Raw genomic sequence first — 15,880 nt, 5'->3', positions numbered from 1 at the left:
TGTTAGTTGAACCAATCAGGCTTTTACTGGCAATTGCCCTCAGTGAGGGCTTAGTGCCAGTTAATGCTGAAAAATTTCCTTTGAAAAATCGTGGCATCCGCCGGAGGCTTTACTTTATTTAGCAGAAGTTTGGGACTTCTGCTGAATAAAGTTGTATCGATTTTCGTTTACGAGATTTTCAATTTCCTGATATTCATCAGCCGATATCGGTGTAAACCGTAGAAAGTCCCCTGCTTTCAGTAAAAAAGGTTCTCTCTTTTTAGGGTCAAATAATGGTACCGGTGTTCGACCAATGAGATTCCAGCCTCCTGGTGATTCGAGTGGGTAAATGCCAGTTTGGTCACCGCCGATGCCAACTGCCCCTTTAGGAACTTTAAGTCTAGGGTTTGATAGACGCGGTGTTGCAAGCCTATCTGAAAGCCCTTTTAAATAAGGGAAGCCTGGTAAAAAGCCAATCATATAGACGAGATAGTCAACACTACTATGTATGGATATGACTTCTTCCGTTGATAGTCCTGAATTAAGCGCAACATGCTCAAGGTCCTCGCCATCATAGCAGGTTGGAATAACGATTACCTCTTTTAAAGTGTCGTTCTCGATTGGAGATATTCCTCTGCAAATCTCTGAAACCTGCTCAGAAAGACTTTTATAGGAAGTGAGAATGGGATTATAGTAAATCGTGATCGATTGAAAAGCAGGGACAAGCTCGACGACCCCTTGTAACCTCATTTTCTCAATTTGTTTAGTCGTTCTCTGGATTTGTTTCTGCAAGTCTTTTGAAGCCGGTCTGTTGTAAAAAATCTGTAAGGCCATGTCTCCGACAGGTAATATGTCTAGGTCCATAACAAAACACCTCTTACTACTATCTTATAATGAATATGTTAAAATGAAATAGGAATTTTCAAAAAAGGATGGAGAACGAAAATGAAACTATTTTTAATATTGGGAGCGATTAATGCATTTTTAGCGGTTGCGCTGGGTGCTTTTGGTGCACATGGATTAGAAGGTAAAATCACAGAAAAATATTTAAAAACGTGGAACACAGCGGTTCAATATCAAATGTTTCATGCCATCGGCTTGTTTATTGTGGCGTTTTTAGCGGACAAGTTTTCACAGGTAAACCTGATTACGACAGCTGGTTGGAGCATATTTGTCGGGATTATTTTATTCTCAGGAAGCTTGTATGTATTAAGTGTATCTGGAATTAAAATACTAGGTGCCATCACTCCACTTGGTGGTGTAGCCTTTTTACTAGGCTGGGTTTTATTGATGGTGGCAGCCGTAAAACATTTATAGTATGTGAAAAGGAGTGTCCGTGGACACTCCTTCTTTTTAGCGTGGTGGGTAAGATACTAGACCTTGTTGGGCTCCACCGCCAAATGGATATTGATATTCGATTTCTTCGTCAAACGTAATATATTGTAGGAAGACCATTAACAATAAGTAGCGCATACCTGTTTGTGGATCACTTAAAATCAGGTGGTCACGTCCTGCAGCTTCAATAAGCCCTTTAAATACTTTTTGTTGGTTGGTGTTATCAAAGCCCATGTATACAGTCGCAGCCTTACCTTTGTTCAGGCGAAGAATGTTTTCGATATAGGATTCTTCAAGTGGAAGCATCCCCGGTACATTTTGTGCGATACCACCCGTTTGAGCGAAAGTTGGCGTTTGTGGCATCTGAAAGCCCCCTTGTTGCTGTTGGGTCGGATACGTATATCCGAATTGGCGTGGATCCATGTAGAATCCATACTGTCCATAGCTTTGAGGGTTATACCCGTAAGCTTCATATGGATTTTGCGATTGTTGATTGTCTTTACTCAATGTAAGCCCTCCTCAGAATATGTTTTACTTTTTTTCTAAAAGGCGAATTGCCTTAAAACACGCCAGGACAATCCTCCTGAGTAGGTTGGTAGAAGCAATGTGCCTTATACCGTCCTACGTTCCACTGGTTATACCATTGTGCCGGACAGTTTCCTGATGGTTGAAAAAACCACAATGAAAACCTGGCAGGGTGAAATCTTTCCCCCTTTAGTACCCTTCGTGCAAGTGCGATCTCAGTTGGTCGAGCGGCTTGGTAAAAGTAGCCCTTTTGCGTCGCTTCAAAGCCTCCAGGACTTTGAAAGACCATTCTTCGAATGGTGTTAATGTCCTTAAAATCCAGGCAACGAGATCTCGTACGGTTTACCCCAACATTCCCTACTAATAGCATGCCTTGCCTGCCTTCGCCTTCTGCCTCAGCACGTAATAGCCTTGCTAATAGCTTTACATCTTCCTCCGTGTGCGCAACTACTGCCATTTTCTCACCTCACTTAAAAAAGAAGACTTGTCGAAAGTCTCTTTATTAACTTATTGATAAGGTGAAAAATGGGTTCCTACTTCTAGATTCGTTTTTGGGATACTTTATTAGATTTCTGGTGGATATGTTTAGTGGATTCATCATTGAATTGTATGAGAGAGGAAAAAGGATTATGAATATGGATGAAAAAAAAGAGAGGAAGCCCTCTCTTTTTTTTAATTTATGTGTAAAAATTGTGGAACTTTTTCTTCGGTTAAAATGTTTCCTACAAAGAATGCACCGAATTCACCATAGCGTGCACTTACTTCGTCAAAACGCATTTCATAAACGAGCTTTTTGAATTGAAGTACATCGTCGGAGAATAGGGTTACGCCCCATTCGTAATCATCAAAGCCGACAGAGCCAGTGATGATTTGTTTTACAATACCAGCATATTGGCGGCCAATCATACCGTGGCTTCTCATAAGCTCCTTGCGTTCTTCCATTGAAAGCATGTACCAGTTGTCATTGCCATCACGGCGCTTGTCCATTGGATAGAAGCACACATATTTGTTTTTTGGTAGGATAGGGTATAAGCGTCCGCGTACATAAGGATTTTGGTATGGATCCTCTTTGCTTTCGCCTGCCATATAGTTACTTAATTCAACAACAGATACATACGAATAAGTAGGAATTGTGTATTCAGCTAGCTTTGTTTTGTTGAATTCGTTTTCGATTTCATTCAACTCTTCCATTGTTGGACGAAGAATCATCATCATGAAATCAGCTTTTTGACCAACAATTGTGTATAATGCATGACTTCCTTGGCTTTCGCTTTGAGTCTTATTCCACTTCTCAACTAGACCAAGAAATTCATGAATTGCTGCTTGGCGCTCGTCACTTGAAAGAGTTTTCCAAGATGTCCAATCAATCGAACGGAAATCATGAAGGCAATACCAGCCATCAAGCGTTTGTGCTGCTTCAGCCATTACTATCACTCCTCGTATTACATTGATTATGTATTCAACCACTACTATATCATAGTTTCCCCTATAGCCAACTTAGTAAACTCCGGACAATTTTGTGAACATAAGCATGAGTGAGTAATTTGTAAGGTTGTTGGGAAAATTGAAGATAGTGTCATAATACTGTCACAAGAATTCTAAGGCTTTTTAGTTTTCATTTTGTAAAAAAAGCCGTATCCTTATGGTTGGCAGTTTTAACTTAATTCAGAAGGGGTTGAACCCCAACTAAATAAAGTTAAAGCCTCCAGCGGATGCCACGATTTTTCAATGGAAGTTTTTCGAGCAAGCTCGAAAAAAATCGGGCGGCAAATACGCCAAGGTGTATTTGATCGGGGTACTGGATGACCCAATTTACATAAAAGCATGTAAATGCACGAGATTTAGGAGGTATAAAAGTGAGCGATTTATTTACTCAATTAAAAGAAAAGGTATCAGGAAAGGACATGAAAATTGTGTTTCCTGAAGGACTAGATGAGCGTATTTTAAATGCAGTAAGCCGTTTAGCAAGTGAAAAGGTACTTGTGCCAGTCGTAATTGGTGAGAAGTCTGCGGTTGAAAGCAAAGCAAAAGAGGTAGGCGTTTCACTTGATGGAGTGGAAATCTATGATGCTGATTCTTACCCAGAGTTTGACCAACTTGTTGCTTCATTTGTTGAAAGACGTAAAGGGAAAGCAACGGAAGAGGATGCACGCAAAATTCTTAAGGATGAAAACTACTTTGGAACAATGCTTGTATACACTGGTAAGGCACACGGACTTGTAAGTGGTGCTGCCCATTCTACAGCAGATACAGTTCGCCCTGCTCTTCAAATTATTAAAACAAAGCACGGTGTAAAGAAGACTTCTGGTGTGTTTATCATGGTTCGTGAAGATGAGAAATATGTATTTGCTGATTGTGCGATCAATATTGCACCAGACAGCCAGGATTTAGCGGAAATTGCAATAGAGAGTGCCAATACAGCAGAAATGTTCGATATTGAGCCAAGAGTTGCAATGCTAAGCTTCTCAACAAAGGGATCTGCGAAGTCTCCTGAAACGGAAAAGGTAGTAGACGCAGTTAAGATTGCAAAAGAAATGAATCCGGCCTTGGTATTGGACGGAGAATTCCAGTTTGATGCGGCATTTGTTCCTTCTGTAGCTAAGAAAAAAGCACCGGATTCCGTGATTAAGGGTGACGCAAATGTATTTGTTTTCCCAAGTCTTGAAGCAGGTAATATCGGGTACAAAATTGCACAGCGCCTTGGAAATTTTGAAGCAGTAGGTCCTATTTTACAAGGCTTAAATCAGCCGGTAAATGACCTATCACGCGGATGTAATGATGAAGATGTGTATAAGCTTGCATTAATCACAGCAGCACAAGCTTTATAGGAATGAGAAATGGCCATGTCAGGGAACATGGCCATTTTTTGTGGTTGTATTTGGTTAGTGGCAGTATTTCTGGAATAGTGGCAGTAAACCCTCATCCTTGGACTCAAACCTAACAATCATAGTCCCCAATCCATTTTTAATACATTTTTAAGAAGTTTGATTTGGTCATCCCCGATTTTTTCAGCGAGCTGCTTTTCAATCTTCGCTTTAAGCGCCTCATTTTTCTCATAACATTCCTCACCAAATGATGTGAGTTCAATCGATTTTTCTTTTCTATTGTGTTCGACATCCATTACGTTAACGAGCCCTTTCGCCTTCATGTTTTTTATAAACTTATGAGTAGCCTGTCTCGAGATGTCTACATTTTTTGAAACATATGCAATTGTTGGTTGCTTTTTATATATTCTCGACATGATGTACCATTCGGAGTTTGAGATTGCGATGTCACTAGTCTCATTCCATAATTTTTCTGCAATACCACGAAGTTGACCATGCCTTTCACTTATAAGGTCAATGAGATCTAATTGTTGAAGTACAGGATCCATACATTCCACTCCCGTTTTAATAATCGTCATTACTATACAAAAAACGATAGACATTGTCAACTGAGTTGACAAACCGCGAAATAACTACAGTTAGGGGATTTTGTCTTTATTACAACCCGTAGAGATGATAATCTTCAAATGTCAACCAAGTTGACATTTTTCGCAAAATGGAGTATGATAAGTATAGTCAACTAAGTTGACAATCCATTGGATAGGAGCATGGTACATGTTTAATATTGGGGATCTGGTGATTTATTCAAATCAGGGGATTTGTCGAATAGATGATATTTGTGAGAAAACATATTCTGGGATTACTCGAAATTATTATATTATGAGCCCAATTGAGGATAGTACTTTGACGATTCAAAATCCAGTAGACAATGACCGCAATTTAATGCGAGAAATCATTGGGAAAAGTGAGTCAGAGGAGATATTGGACTCGTTTAAGCTACCGGGAATTCAGTGGATTGATCATGCGTCAGAACGTCATAAAAATTATTCTGAAATCGTTTCTTCTGGAGACAGAAAAGAAATTTCGAGCGTTTTAAATACATTAATGAGTAAAAAATATGAATTTGAAATGATTGATAAGAAGTTATCTGAACATGACCGTAGACTTCTCCTTCATATTCAAAAAATACTTTTTAAAGAGTTAGCCATTACGTTGGATACGACGGTAAAGGCCATCGAGAAAGATATTAATCGTATGATTGCGCAAAAAATGAGCAAGACCTCCCATCACGAGGTAGCCAATTTCGTAAATTAAAGGTAAAATAGGGAATGTTAAAACCAGGCAATGCCTGGTTTTTTAGGGTTCATTTGCATTTGCGATTTTTAAAAAAGTACCTTTTGTGTAATAGGAGTATGACGTATGACCGAAAGTCTTTTACACCAGCCAAGCTGGCGGATTATAGATCAATCAAGTTTAGGCTATCAATTTGATGCATTGCAATCGTTTGCGATAGATGATACGCTTTGTGCATTTGTAGGAAAAGGAGATTCACCAGCTACTGCAAGGGCCTGGGTTCATCATCAGACCATTGTGCTTGGGATTCAGGATACGAAACTTCCCTTTCTTGAGGAGGGGATAGAGCTCCTTGAGTCAATGGGCTTTCGTGCAATCGTACGAAATTCGGGCGGACTAGCAGTGGTTCTTGATGAGGGAGTGCTAAACATCTCGCTTATCTTTCCTGAAACAGAAAAAGGCATTGATATCAACCGTGGCTACGATACAATGCTTGAGTTGATTCGAAAAATGTTCGATGGCTATGAAGTCGACATAGTAGCACGAGAGGTTGTCGGTTCATATTGTCCAGGAAGTTATGATTTAAGTATAGATGGGAAAAAGTTTGCAGGAATCTCCCAGCGTCGTCTTCGTAATGGGGTGGCTGTCCAAATATATTTAGGTGTGACAGGAAGTGGATCTGAGCGTGCAGAAATCATTCGAAAATTTTACGAGGTGGGGCTGCAAGGGGCAGAGACGAAATTTGTCTATCCGGATGTAAAGCCCGAAACGATGGCGTCCTTGGCAGAATTGATTGATCCTAATCTTACTGTCCAAACCGTCATGTTACTGCTACTTCAAACCCTAAAAAACGAAAGTGAAAGTATCTTCGCTTCACAGCTTACCGAAGAAGAAATGCCATTATTCGAGCAAAACCTTTTACGAGTGCTCGAACGGAATAACAAAGTATTATAAGGGTCCAGGGGGACGGTTCTCCTGGTCCCTTTTTTTGTGGAAGCTGTTAATTGCGCGTTAGTCGGGCACATATGCGTCATGATACGAAAAAAGGCAAATTACTTCCTTTCCCACTATTAAAATATTTTTTATAATAAAAATATTGAAATTTGTTTTTGACCATGATATGATTCTCGTCAAGTAAGATATTTGAATATGATTGCTGTATTTTCTCTTATCAAGAGTAGGCTGAGGGATTTGGCCCGATGACGCCCAGCAACCGACCGTAATACCATTGTGAAATGGGGCGACTTAGTTCGCCGGGTAAACAACCCGCAAGGCACGGTGCTAATTCCAACAGAAGGATGATTCTTTCTGGTAGATAAGAGGTGCGAAGACTTTTGTATGCTTCAAGCCTCTTTCTGATAAGAAAGAGGCTTTTTTACATCTTCAAAAAGAAGCCTCAACAAACAGGAGAGTGATGGGTTTTCAACTTGAGTAAACAGATGTGAAAAATAAGATTACATACAAAAGAAGGGGAGAAAATTAAATGAAATTATCAAAACTATTATTCACGACATTATTAATTATTGCAGTACTAGTTGGCTGCCAACCGAAAGTAGCTGAAGAAACAACGAAAACAGATAGTACAGAAGTAAAGAATTCTGATCATCCATTAGCAAACAAAAAAGTTGCGTTAATCATGCAGCAAAACTTAGGAACATTCTCAGCGCAATATATTGAGGGTGTTGAGGAACAAGTGAAAAAGTTCGCAGGAGAAACAACGGTTTTTACATCTGATGGTGACCTCGCGAAAATGGCGTCAAACGTAGATGCAGCGTTAAACCAGGGCTTCGATGCCATTTTAATTGACCATGGAACAAAGGAAGCACTACAAAGTTCTGTTCAAAAGGCAGTCGATAAAGGAATTCCAGTTGTTGTTTTTGATGCAGAAGTGGAAGTGGAAGGTGTAACCGTTCTTGAACAAGGTGACCAGCAAATGGCACAAATGACACTTGAAAAATTGGCAGAAGACGCTGGTGGTGAAGCAAATATCGTAAAAATTTGGGTTGCGGGCTTCGCACCAATGGAAAGACGTCAGTTGGCCTACCAAGAGTTTCTTGATAACAACACAGGCATAAAAGAGATCGCAACATTTGGTGCCGCTACGGCAAACACGGCTTTAGATACACAAGCACAGATGGAAGCTCTTTTAAAACAATACCCTGAGGAAGGTCAAATTACAGCGGTTTGGGCAGCGTGGGATGAGTTTGCAAAGGGTGCTGTTCGTGCCATTCAACAAGCAGGACGTACAGATATTAAAGTGTACGGAATTGACATGAGCGATGAGGATTTACAAATGATTCAAGCGGATAATAGCCCATGGGTTGCGTCGGCAGCGGTTGATCCAAAAGATATCGGACGTATCCAAGTTCGTTTTGCATACCAAAAACTAAACGGTGACGAAACACCTGAACGCGTAAAATTAGAACCTGTTTTCGTAACAAAGGATGCACTTCCAGGAGAACAAATAACAACTGCCGAGCTTGACCAGTACATTGAAGGCTGGGGTAAAAGCGAACAAGGCTACACAGACGAGTTGAAAAAGCTTGAAGCTGGAGAGTAAAAGAGAGGGCCTTCAAAGGTTCTCTGTAAAGGAGGATATGTAGATGCCCTTACTCGACATGAAGGAAATAACAAAAAGCTTTGGAAAGGTGATTGCGCTGGAGCAGGCTTCTTTTGAACTAGAAGCTGGTGAGGTTCATGCCTTACTTGGTGCAAATGGAGCGGGAAAGAGCACGCTGATGAAAATTCTATCGGGTGCTTATGAGCTTGATACAGGGGTGATTACCCTTGAAGGCGAAACGATCAACATTCGTAATCCAAAGGATGCGAAAACACATGGAATCCACTGTGTCTATCAAGAGGTCGACACTGTGATTGTACCGCAGCTCACCGTTGCTGAAAACATTTTGCTAGATACGTTTTCGACTGAAAAGAGCTTATTTATCAATAAACGAAAGCTTCGTGAAAAAGCAGCTTCGATTTTAAAGCTTTTGAATGTAACAGACATTCCAATGACGAAACAAGCATTGGAGCTGTCACTAGCTGAAAAACAATTAGTGCTAATCGCAAGAGCACTCGCCCATGAGGCAAAGGTCATTATTTTTGACGAACCAACAGCGCCTTTATCGATTGAAGAAACGAAGCATCTATTTGAAATCGTAAAAACATTGAAGGATAAGGGAGTCGGCTGTATTTTTATTTCACACCGGCTTCCAGAAGTGTTTGAAATCTGTGACCGCTTAACGATTATGCGCGATGGGAAAACGATTACTACTTTTTCGACGAAAGAAGTTACCCAAAAAACCGTTATTGAAACGATGCTTGGTAATTCCTATAAAGAACAATCCACGAAACGGAAGACAGTGAGGGGTGACCTTCTTTTAGAGGTGAGTGGTCTTGATGATGGAGAAAAGCTTGCCAATGTATCGTTTACGGTTTCCGAGGGGGAAATTGTTGGGGTTGTTGGATTGGTAGGTGCCGGAAAAACGGAGCTTGCGAAAACATTGTTTGGTCTCCGCTCCTACGAACAGGGTGAAGTCAAAGTAAAGGGCAAGTCACGACATTTTACGCATTCCCAGCAGGCAATTGAAGCGGGGGTAGCACTTGTTTCAGAGGAGCGTCGTAAGGAAGGACTGTTCGTTCACGAGTCAATCTCTACGAATCTATCCTTTGCTAATTTGAAAAAATTCTCACCGTTTTTATTCATGGATCGGAAGGCTGAGAAAAGCTATGCTAGCTCTATCATTGAATTGCTTGGGATCAAGGCGAAAGATACGGAAGTGTTGGCTGAGCATTTAAGTGGGGGAAACCAGCAAAAGGTTGCAATTGGGAAATGGGTATCTCGAAATGCGAATCTCTATTTGTTTGATGAGCCGACAAAAGGGGTGGATGTCGGTGCAAAGCAGGATATTTTCCAGCTTATCTATTCCCTCGCCGATGAGGGGAAAGGGATCCTTTATTTTTCCTCTGAAATTGATGAAATCATCCGAATTTCAGATCGAATTCTAGTCATGTATGACGGGGAAATTGTGAAAGAACTTTCGCGAGAAGAGGCAACACAGGATAAAATCCTCTTGTATGCTAGCGGTGGAAAGGAAGACGTACATGAAAGGGAATATCATCAGCTTCTTGTTTAAATACGGGGCAATTGTATTAATGAGCTTTATCTTAATCTATTTTAGTTTTGTAAATGATGCCTTTTTTTCATATGGCAATCTATCCGATATCTTAAGGTCAATCTCAATCGTGACACTCCTTGCGTTAGGGGTGACCTTTACACTGGTTGTTGACGGCTTTGATTTATCGGTTGGGTCAACGATGTCGTTGTCGGTTGTAATCACGGCGTCATTGATGGTGTGGTATGAATTACCGCTTTGGGTGGTTCTGCTTCTACCACTTTTAGTTGGAGTTGCTGTAGGACTAGTCAATACGTTTTTAATCGTAAAGATAGGAATACCGGATCTACTCGCGACACTTGGAATGATGTATATCGTGTCAGGTTTACACCGGACCTACACGGAAGGGTACTCTATCTACAACCATATGCCATTAACTAGCGGAGGGACTGCACCAGGTGAGTTTAGTTCTGCATTTTTGTGGATTGGGCAAGGCGAGATGCTAGGACTCCCGGTTCCAGTCTGGATTATGCTTGTTTTTGTGCTTCTTGCTTATGTGATTCTCAACCATACAAGATGGGGACGGATTTTATACATGACAGGCGGAAATGCTGAAGCGGCAAGACTATCAGGAATCAACACAAACAAGGTGAAGCTGGTTGCTTATACGGTATCTGGTGTGTTTGCGTCAATGGCAGGGATCTTGTTTACAGCGCGCGTTGGCTCAGGGCAAATTGATGCAGGTGCTTCGTTGTTAATGGAGTCAGTGGCTGCTGTGTTTGTTGGATTTTCCGTGCTTGGTGCGGGTAAGCCAAATGCACTCGGAACCTTTTTTGGGGCAGCACTCATTGGGGTTCTACTAAATGGACTAACAATGCTGAATCTACCATACTATGCATTTGAAATTGTAAAAGGCTCCGTACTAGTTTTGGCACTAGCTGTGACGTACATTGGAGTCAAATATCGACCAAAGGTGATTCGAAAAAGGAGAGAGCAAAAACATGCCGCTTAAAAAACTAGAACATGTGGGGATTCAAGTAAAGGATTTAGATACAACGATTGAGTTTTATACAAGAGTACTAGGCTTGGAGTTGCTAGAAAAGCAGGATCATGTGGACCCAAAGCTAAAGCTTGCTTTCCTAGGTTTTAGTGATTCAGATGAAACGGTAATCGAATTGATTTCTGGATACAATCCAAACCTTCCAACAGAAGGAAAGGTTCATCATATCGCGTTTACCGTCGAAAACATTGAAGAGGAAATAGCGAGAGTGAAGGAGCACGGTGTTACATTTGTCGATGAAAACATCACAACCCTCCCAAGTGGAGCAAAATATGTGTTCTTTAATGGGCCAGACGGAGAATGGATTGAGTTGTTTCAAAAATAAATGACAAATCACAAATGGGCCCGCTCGAGTTTCAAAGGACTTGGGCGGTGTCCCTTTTTTTATTCGACAAAGATCAGAAGGGGGCACCAGGTTCTTGCATATTTTACATTATATATGACCTCACTTTTCAAAAATGGTAATATAAATGATGTAATAGTACTTGGTCTGTATGTGTTTACAAATTTAGAAGGCAGGATTGAAGTGTAGATGAACATTAAAATACACATCGTGGCACCCTATGAATCAATGATTCCAGTTATTCAAGAATGCATTGGTTTTTTTCCTACATTTGAAATTCGTTATTCAATAGGTGACTTACACGAAGGGGTAAAGCAGGCGATTCATGCCGTGAGTAATGGGGCAGAGATTATTATTAGCAGAGGTGGGACGGCTCAATTAATTAAAAAAAATGTCCGTGTCCCTGTGCTCGATATGCAGCTTTCTGGGTATGACATGATTCGGTCGCTATCTTTGGCTACGAATTTGGAGAGTAAGACGGCGATTGTTGGCTTTTCGAATATTACCTCTGGTGCTCAGTCCATCATAGATTTATTGGATCTGCCCTTAAAAGTTTTCACGGTTGCTGATTCTGATGAGGTAGCACCCTTAATCTTAGAACTTAAAAACTCCGGATATCAGCAAATTGTAGGGGATGTAATTACAGTTAAAACTTCGAACGCATATGGTCTTAAGGGGTTTTTAATTCAATCTGGTAAAGAGTCTATTATGAATGCGTTAGAAGATGCGAAACTGGTTTATGGTTATTTAAATGACAAAAATTATCTAATGAAAGTCATGGAGCAATTTATCTTAAAAGACCACCCAAATATGATGATATTGGACGATAAAAATGAGATTATCTATGAGCGCTGGAATGATTTTCACTCCAGCCCATTAACCGAAGCTGATTTATATATATTAATTACCGACCTCGAAATAAATAAACAGAAGGTTACAAGGAGCTTCATGACTCAGGATAATTTGTTTGATGTAACTGGCTATTTTATTCAAGTGAACCAACAGTCTTTTAAGGTCATTGTTACTGAAAAAACAGTTTCTATTCTGGAACAAAAGGGTCTTTCTATTGATGCCGATACGACAAGTGAACCAATTGCAGCAGCGTCGGAAGTAATTAGGAATATACTAATTCATATAGAAACCCTCTATAAAAATAATCAAATAATCCTTTTACAGGGTAGAAAAGGTACTAGTAAGGACTTTATTACTCGTTATATTCATCAGAGATATTCGGATGAAGGCTTGCTCCTTACAATTAATTTTAAAGAGTTCGATCATGATTATTTGGATAAAATGCCACTAAGGAATATTCGTACAATTAGACTTATACATCCTGAGTATATAGACGACTATCAAAGGCTATCACATTTTATAAAAGAGTGTCTGACACATCATGTACGTATTTTCATCCTTACAGAAAGTATGTTACCTACTGAGTTTATTCAAGAGGTAAAGATGAATAAGATTATAATGCCGGATTTATCTGAAAGAAAAGAAGATATTCGCATTCTTGCTCAATACTTTATTGCTTATTACAATCAAAAGTACGGAACGATACCAGTTAAGATTAACGGTGAGGCAATACGATTTTTGGAGAATTTTACCTATCCTAATAATATCGACAATCTAAAAAATCTTATTAAGCAGGTTGCCTTAAATGAAAAGGACTATGTGATTCAAAAAGAAACAATTGAAAGAGTAGCTACAAATGAGCATCTTCCGGCTGATGTGATTTTTCAACAAGGTACTTTAAAGGAAATCGAAAAGGAAATTATTAAATTAGTCTTGAAAGCAGAAAATAATAACCAAACAAGAGCAGCGGAACGGCTAGGAATTAATCGAGCAACCTTATGGCGTAAGCTTAAAGAGTAATCTTTAGGTTTACGCTTTTTAATTAGGTTGATTGTTGCATTTTTAAACACTTTTAATATTTAAATATATTTTTAGTAAAAAAGTGTTGCTTTTATAAACGATTTATTCTATATTACTAGTGTAAACGCTTTACGAAAATAAGGGGGAAAACAAAATGAAAATTAAAGCAACTTTAGATAAGATTCCCGGCGGAATGATGGTTGTTCCGTTGTTGCTAGCAGCAACGATTAATACATTCTTTCCAAATATGCTGAGAATTGGCGGTTTTACCGAATCGTTATTCGTAACAGGAGCAAATACATTGATTGCACTTTTCTTATTTATTGCGGGTGCACAAATCAGTGTGAAAAACGTAGGGGTATCACTTGGTAAAGGTGCAACATTACTTGGATTAAAATGGGTAGTAGGGGCAGCTTTCGGATTAGTAGCATACTTGTTAGCAGATAGTAATGGATTATTCATAGGAATGGCTCCGCTTGCAATTATTGCGGCTATGACAAATAGTAATGGTGGAATGTACATGGCCCTAGTTGGTCAATACGGAAAAGAAGATGACAAGGCCGCATATTCACTATTAGCTCTAAATGATGGACCATTCTTAACTATGATCGCATTATCCATTTTTGGTACAATGGGCTTTGTTGATGGAATGTTTTCTATTCAATCATTCGTTGCAGTACTTCTTCCTATCGTTATTGGTATGGTTTTAGGTAATTTAGATCCAGAAATGAAAGAGTTTTTAACCAAAGGTAGTGACATGTTAATTCCGTTTTTCGCTTTTGCACTAGGTATGGGAATCAACTTCACAGCGATTATTGAAGGTGGATTAAGTGGTATTTTACTAGGTGTTATTACAGTAATTTTCACTGGTGGTGCTGGTTACCTAGTATTTAAATGGATTGGCTGGAACCCACTTGTTGGTGCAGCAGAAGGTACAACAGCGGGGAATGCTGTTGCAACTCCGGCAGCTATAGTTGCTGCTAATGCATCTTTTGCACAATTTGCTGAACTTGCAACAGTTCAAATCGCAGCAAGTGTTGTAACAACAGCTATTTTACTACCAATTGTAATAGGATTCTTAGCAAAACGCTTAGAGAAAAATGGCCAGTTAGCTAAATATAATTAAGATTTTGTTTCAAATGGAAACAATCTCAGAGCAAAGTGACTATAGTAAAAGATTTATAGCTATAAAATAAAGAAGAGGGACGAAAATGCTCTCTTCTTTTTAGGAGGATTACACAATGAAATTAGCAATCATAGCAGACGATTTAACGGGTGCTAATGATAGCGGGGTTCAATTAGCACAGCATGGTCTTAAAACCTCCGTATTGTTTGATATAGATAGAGAATCTATTCATGCTTATGAAGCAATTGTATTTGATACAGATAGCCGATCTATTGATCGTGAAGAAGCCTATCAAAAGGTAAAAGATGCAGCCCAATTTTTAAAAGGTGCAGGCTTTTCATATATATTTAAGAAACTTGACTCAACGATGAGAGGAAATATTGGTGCTGAAATTGATGCAGTATTTGATGTATTGCAACCAGATTTCATGATGATTGCGCCAGGATATCCTAAAAACAATCGCACTATCCTACAATCAACCCACTATTTAAAAGGGATTCCGCTTGCTGAAACTGAAATTGCAAGGGATCCTAAGACACCTGTTACCCAATCCTATTTGCCTGATCTTTTAAAAGAGCAAACAAAGCAAAAAATTGGTACGATTACAATCGATGACTTGGATAAGGGCTTTACATGGATTCAAGAAAAAGTAGATGCGTACTTCCAACAAAAAATCCCGTATATACTTGTGGATTCAACCGAGGAACATCATCTTGAACAAATTTTAGATTATACTAAAAAGCTACGTTATCAGTTCTCTTGGGTGGGTTCGGCAGGAATTGCTAATTATTTACCTGATTATTATGATATGCCCAAAAGGCAGAAAGAATTGATTATTCCCCAAAATGAAGGACCAATACTTACTGTTGTTGGAAGTGTAAATAAAAATTCAAGGGCACAGCTACAGTTTCTAATGGAAAATACAAATGTGTATCCAATTGCGTTTGAATCATTTAAGTCCGTTTCAGATGAAGATGTACGTGAAAAAGAGATAAGAAGAGTATATAATCTAGCGATGGAAAAAGCACAGCAGGGATTAGATGTTATTATCTATTCCACAGGTGAAGCAAACGATATCGAAAAAGCATGGAATATTGGAGAAACTAAGGGTTTAACACATACTGAGGTAAGTAATGAAATTGTAAAGGCAATTGGCTCTGTATGCTCAGTCCTTTTGGAAAAGGGATATTTTAAAGGGGTATCGATGACCGGAGGAGACACTGCTAAGCAAATTTGTTATTTATGGGATGTAAAAGGCTTTGAGTTATTGGATGAATTGGAAATTGGTGTCCCACTATCGAAGTTTTTTGGACATGATAATTTATATGTTATTACAAAGGCTGGCGGGTTCGGTACACCGGAAGTATTTATTAATGCCATCAAAAAATTAAAGGGGGAACTATAATT

The 15,880-nt window shown here is 39.4% G+C and carries 16 protein-coding genes and 1 riboswitch; of the genes, 11 read left to right on the top strand and 5 right to left on the bottom strand.

Annotated features, from left to right (window positions below):
• Window positions 1–114: 114 nt before the first annotated feature.
• Window positions 115–843: a 5-oxoprolinase subunit PxpB gene (gene pxpB / locus RGU12_RS22585; protein WP_309538061.1), complete on the bottom strand. Its 729-nt coding sequence runs from the start codon at window positions 841–843 to the stop codon at window positions 115–117.
• 81 nt (window positions 844–924) lie between these two features.
• On the opposite strand from pxpB, the gene RGU12_RS22580 reads away from it, so the two are divergent.
• A complete protein-coding gene (locus RGU12_RS22580; protein WP_309538060.1) occupies window positions 925–1,296 on the top strand; it encodes a DUF423 domain-containing protein in 372 nt (123 codons plus the stop codon).
• Window positions 1,297–1,332: 36 nt separating this feature from the next.
• Here the strand turns inward: RGU12_RS22580 and gerQ are convergent, their stop codons facing one another.
• From gerQ to hemQ, 3 genes are all read right to left on the bottom strand, one after another.
• Complete coding sequence (gene gerQ, locus RGU12_RS22575; protein ID WP_309538059.1) at window positions 1,333–1,821, bottom strand: spore coat protein GerQ; 489 nt, start codon at window positions 1,819–1,821, stop codon at window positions 1,333–1,335.
• A gap of 52 nt (window positions 1,822–1,873) precedes the next feature.
• A complete protein-coding gene (locus tag RGU12_RS22570) occupies window positions 1,874–2,296 on the bottom strand; it encodes a cell wall hydrolase (RefSeq protein WP_309538058.1) in 423 nt (140 codons plus the stop codon).
• A gap of 215 nt (window positions 2,297–2,511) precedes the next feature.
• Complete coding sequence (gene hemQ / locus RGU12_RS22565) at window positions 2,512–3,264, bottom strand: hydrogen peroxide-dependent heme synthase (RefSeq protein WP_309538057.1); 753 nt, start codon at window positions 3,262–3,264, stop codon at window positions 2,512–2,514.
• Window positions 3,265–3,695: 431 nt separating this feature from the next.
• Between hemQ and pta the strand changes: the two genes are divergently transcribed.
• Entirely contained in the window at window positions 3,696–4,667 is a 972-nt protein-coding gene (gene pta / locus RGU12_RS22560; RefSeq protein ID WP_309538056.1) for a phosphate acetyltransferase, read from the top strand.
• A gap of 116 nt (window positions 4,668–4,783) precedes the next feature.
• Here pta and RGU12_RS22555 read toward each other — a convergent pair whose 3' ends face one another.
• Window positions 4,784–5,212, bottom strand: coding sequence for a MarR family winged helix-turn-helix transcriptional regulator (locus tag RGU12_RS22555; RefSeq protein ID WP_309538055.1), 429 nt, complete (start codon window positions 5,210–5,212; stop codon window positions 4,784–4,786).
• A 226-nt stretch (window positions 5,213–5,438) separates the two neighbouring features.
• Between RGU12_RS22555 and RGU12_RS22550 the strand changes: the two genes are divergently transcribed.
• The 9 genes from RGU12_RS22550 to RGU12_RS22510 all read left to right on the top strand — a co-directional run bounded on the left by RGU12_RS22550 (window position 5,439) and on the right by RGU12_RS22510 (window position 15,878).
• Window positions 5,439–5,978 carry a CarD family transcriptional regulator gene (locus RGU12_RS22550; RefSeq protein ID WP_309538054.1) on the top strand — a complete coding sequence of 180 codons (540 nt, stop codon included), beginning with the start codon at window positions 5,439–5,441 and terminating at the stop codon, window positions 5,976–5,978.
• 105 nt (window positions 5,979–6,083) lie between these two features.
• Window positions 6,084–6,911 (top strand): octanoyl-[GcvH]:protein N-octanoyltransferase, encoded by an 828-nt coding sequence (gene lipL, locus RGU12_RS22545; protein ID WP_309538053.1) that lies wholly within the window; start codon window positions 6,084–6,086, stop codon window positions 6,909–6,911.
• A 211-nt stretch (window positions 6,912–7,122) separates the two neighbouring features.
• A riboswitch (SAM riboswitch) is annotated at window positions 7,123–7,279 on the top strand.
• Between the two features lie 161 nt (window positions 7,280–7,440).
• Window positions 7,441–8,517: a sugar ABC transporter substrate-binding protein gene (locus RGU12_RS22540; protein WP_309538052.1), complete on the top strand. Its 1,077-nt coding sequence runs from the start codon at window positions 7,441–7,443 to the stop codon at window positions 8,515–8,517.
• Between the two features lie 43 nt (window positions 8,518–8,560).
• A complete protein-coding gene (locus tag RGU12_RS22535; RefSeq protein ID WP_309538051.1) occupies window positions 8,561–10,093 on the top strand; it encodes a sugar ABC transporter ATP-binding protein in 1,533 nt (510 codons plus the stop codon).
• Entirely contained in the window at window positions 10,062–11,084 is a 1,023-nt protein-coding gene (locus RGU12_RS22530) for an ABC transporter permease (RefSeq protein ID WP_309538050.1), read from the top strand. The genes RGU12_RS22535 and RGU12_RS22530 overlap by 32 nt, the downstream gene beginning before the upstream one ends.
• Window positions 11,074–11,457: a VOC family protein gene (locus RGU12_RS22525; RefSeq protein WP_309538049.1), complete on the top strand. Its 384-nt coding sequence runs from the start codon at window positions 11,074–11,076 to the stop codon at window positions 11,455–11,457. The genes RGU12_RS22530 and RGU12_RS22525 overlap by 11 nt, the downstream gene beginning before the upstream one ends.
• A 207-nt stretch (window positions 11,458–11,664) precedes the next feature.
• Entirely contained in the window at window positions 11,665–13,347 is a 1,683-nt protein-coding gene (locus RGU12_RS22520; protein ID WP_309538048.1) for a PrpR N-terminal domain-containing protein, read from the top strand.
• A gap of 154 nt (window positions 13,348–13,501) precedes the next feature.
• The gene (locus RGU12_RS22515; protein ID WP_309538047.1) at window positions 13,502–14,473 is read left to right on the top strand and encodes a 2-keto-3-deoxygluconate permease; all 972 of its coding nucleotides are present in this window, start codon (window positions 13,502–13,504) and stop codon (window positions 14,471–14,473) included.
• Between the two features lie 115 nt (window positions 14,474–14,588).
• Entirely contained in the window at window positions 14,589–15,878 is a 1,290-nt protein-coding gene (locus tag RGU12_RS22510) for a four-carbon acid sugar kinase family protein (RefSeq protein WP_309538046.1), read from the top strand.
• Window positions 15,879–15,880: the final 2 nt, after the last annotated feature.

This window comes from Ferdinandcohnia sp. QZ13, assembly GCF_031324165.1.
In the GTDB taxonomy this organism is placed as follows: Bacteria; Bacillota; Bacilli; order Bacillales; family Bacillaceae_L; genus Ferdinandcohnia.
Note: the sequence above shows the minus strand (reverse complement) of the source record. Positions and strands in the feature narration are given on the sequence as shown.

What these genes read in the sequence shown, in the direction of transcription:
- RGU12_RS22525 (WP_309538049.1), top strand. Translation starts at nt 11,074, where the DNA reads ATGCCGCTTAAAAAACTAGAACATGTGGGGATTCAAGTAAAGGATTTA.
- RGU12_RS22570 (WP_309538058.1), bottom strand. Translation starts at nt 2,296, where the DNA reads ATGGCAGTAGTTGCGCACACGGAGGAAGATGTAAAGCTATTAGCAAGG.
- RGU12_RS22510 (WP_309538046.1), top strand. Translation starts at nt 14,589, where the DNA reads ATGAAATTAGCAATCATAGCAGACGATTTAACGGGTGCTAATGATAGC.
- hemQ (WP_309538057.1), bottom strand. Translation starts at nt 3,264, where the DNA reads ATGGCTGAAGCAGCACAAACGCTTGATGGCTGGTATTGCCTTCATGAT.
- RGU12_RS22540 (WP_309538052.1), top strand. Translation starts at nt 7,441, where the DNA reads ATGAAATTATCAAAACTATTATTCACGACATTATTAATTATTGCAGTA.
- RGU12_RS22550 (WP_309538054.1), top strand. Translation starts at nt 5,439, where the DNA reads ATGTTTAATATTGGGGATCTGGTGATTTATTCAAATCAGGGGATTTGT.
- RGU12_RS22535 (WP_309538051.1), top strand. Translation starts at nt 8,561, where the DNA reads ATGCCCTTACTCGACATGAAGGAAATAACAAAAAGCTTTGGAAAGGTG.
- lipL (WP_309538053.1), top strand. Translation starts at nt 6,084, where the DNA reads ATGACCGAAAGTCTTTTACACCAGCCAAGCTGGCGGATTATAGATCAA.
- RGU12_RS22555 (WP_309538055.1), bottom strand. Translation starts at nt 5,212, where the DNA reads ATGGATCCTGTACTTCAACAATTAGATCTCATTGACCTTATAAGTGAA.
- pxpB (WP_309538061.1), bottom strand. Translation starts at nt 843, where the DNA reads ATGGACCTAGACATATTACCTGTCGGAGACATGGCCTTACAGATTTTT.
- RGU12_RS22520 (WP_309538048.1), top strand. Translation starts at nt 11,665, where the DNA reads ATGAACATTAAAATACACATCGTGGCACCCTATGAATCAATGATTCCA.
- RGU12_RS22515 (WP_309538047.1), top strand. Translation starts at nt 13,502, where the DNA reads ATGAAAATTAAAGCAACTTTAGATAAGATTCCCGGCGGAATGATGGTT.
- RGU12_RS22530 (WP_309538050.1), top strand. Translation starts at nt 10,062, where the DNA reads ATGAAAGGGAATATCATCAGCTTCTTGTTTAAATACGGGGCAATTGTA.
- RGU12_RS22580 (WP_309538060.1), top strand. Translation starts at nt 925, where the DNA reads ATGAAACTATTTTTAATATTGGGAGCGATTAATGCATTTTTAGCGGTT.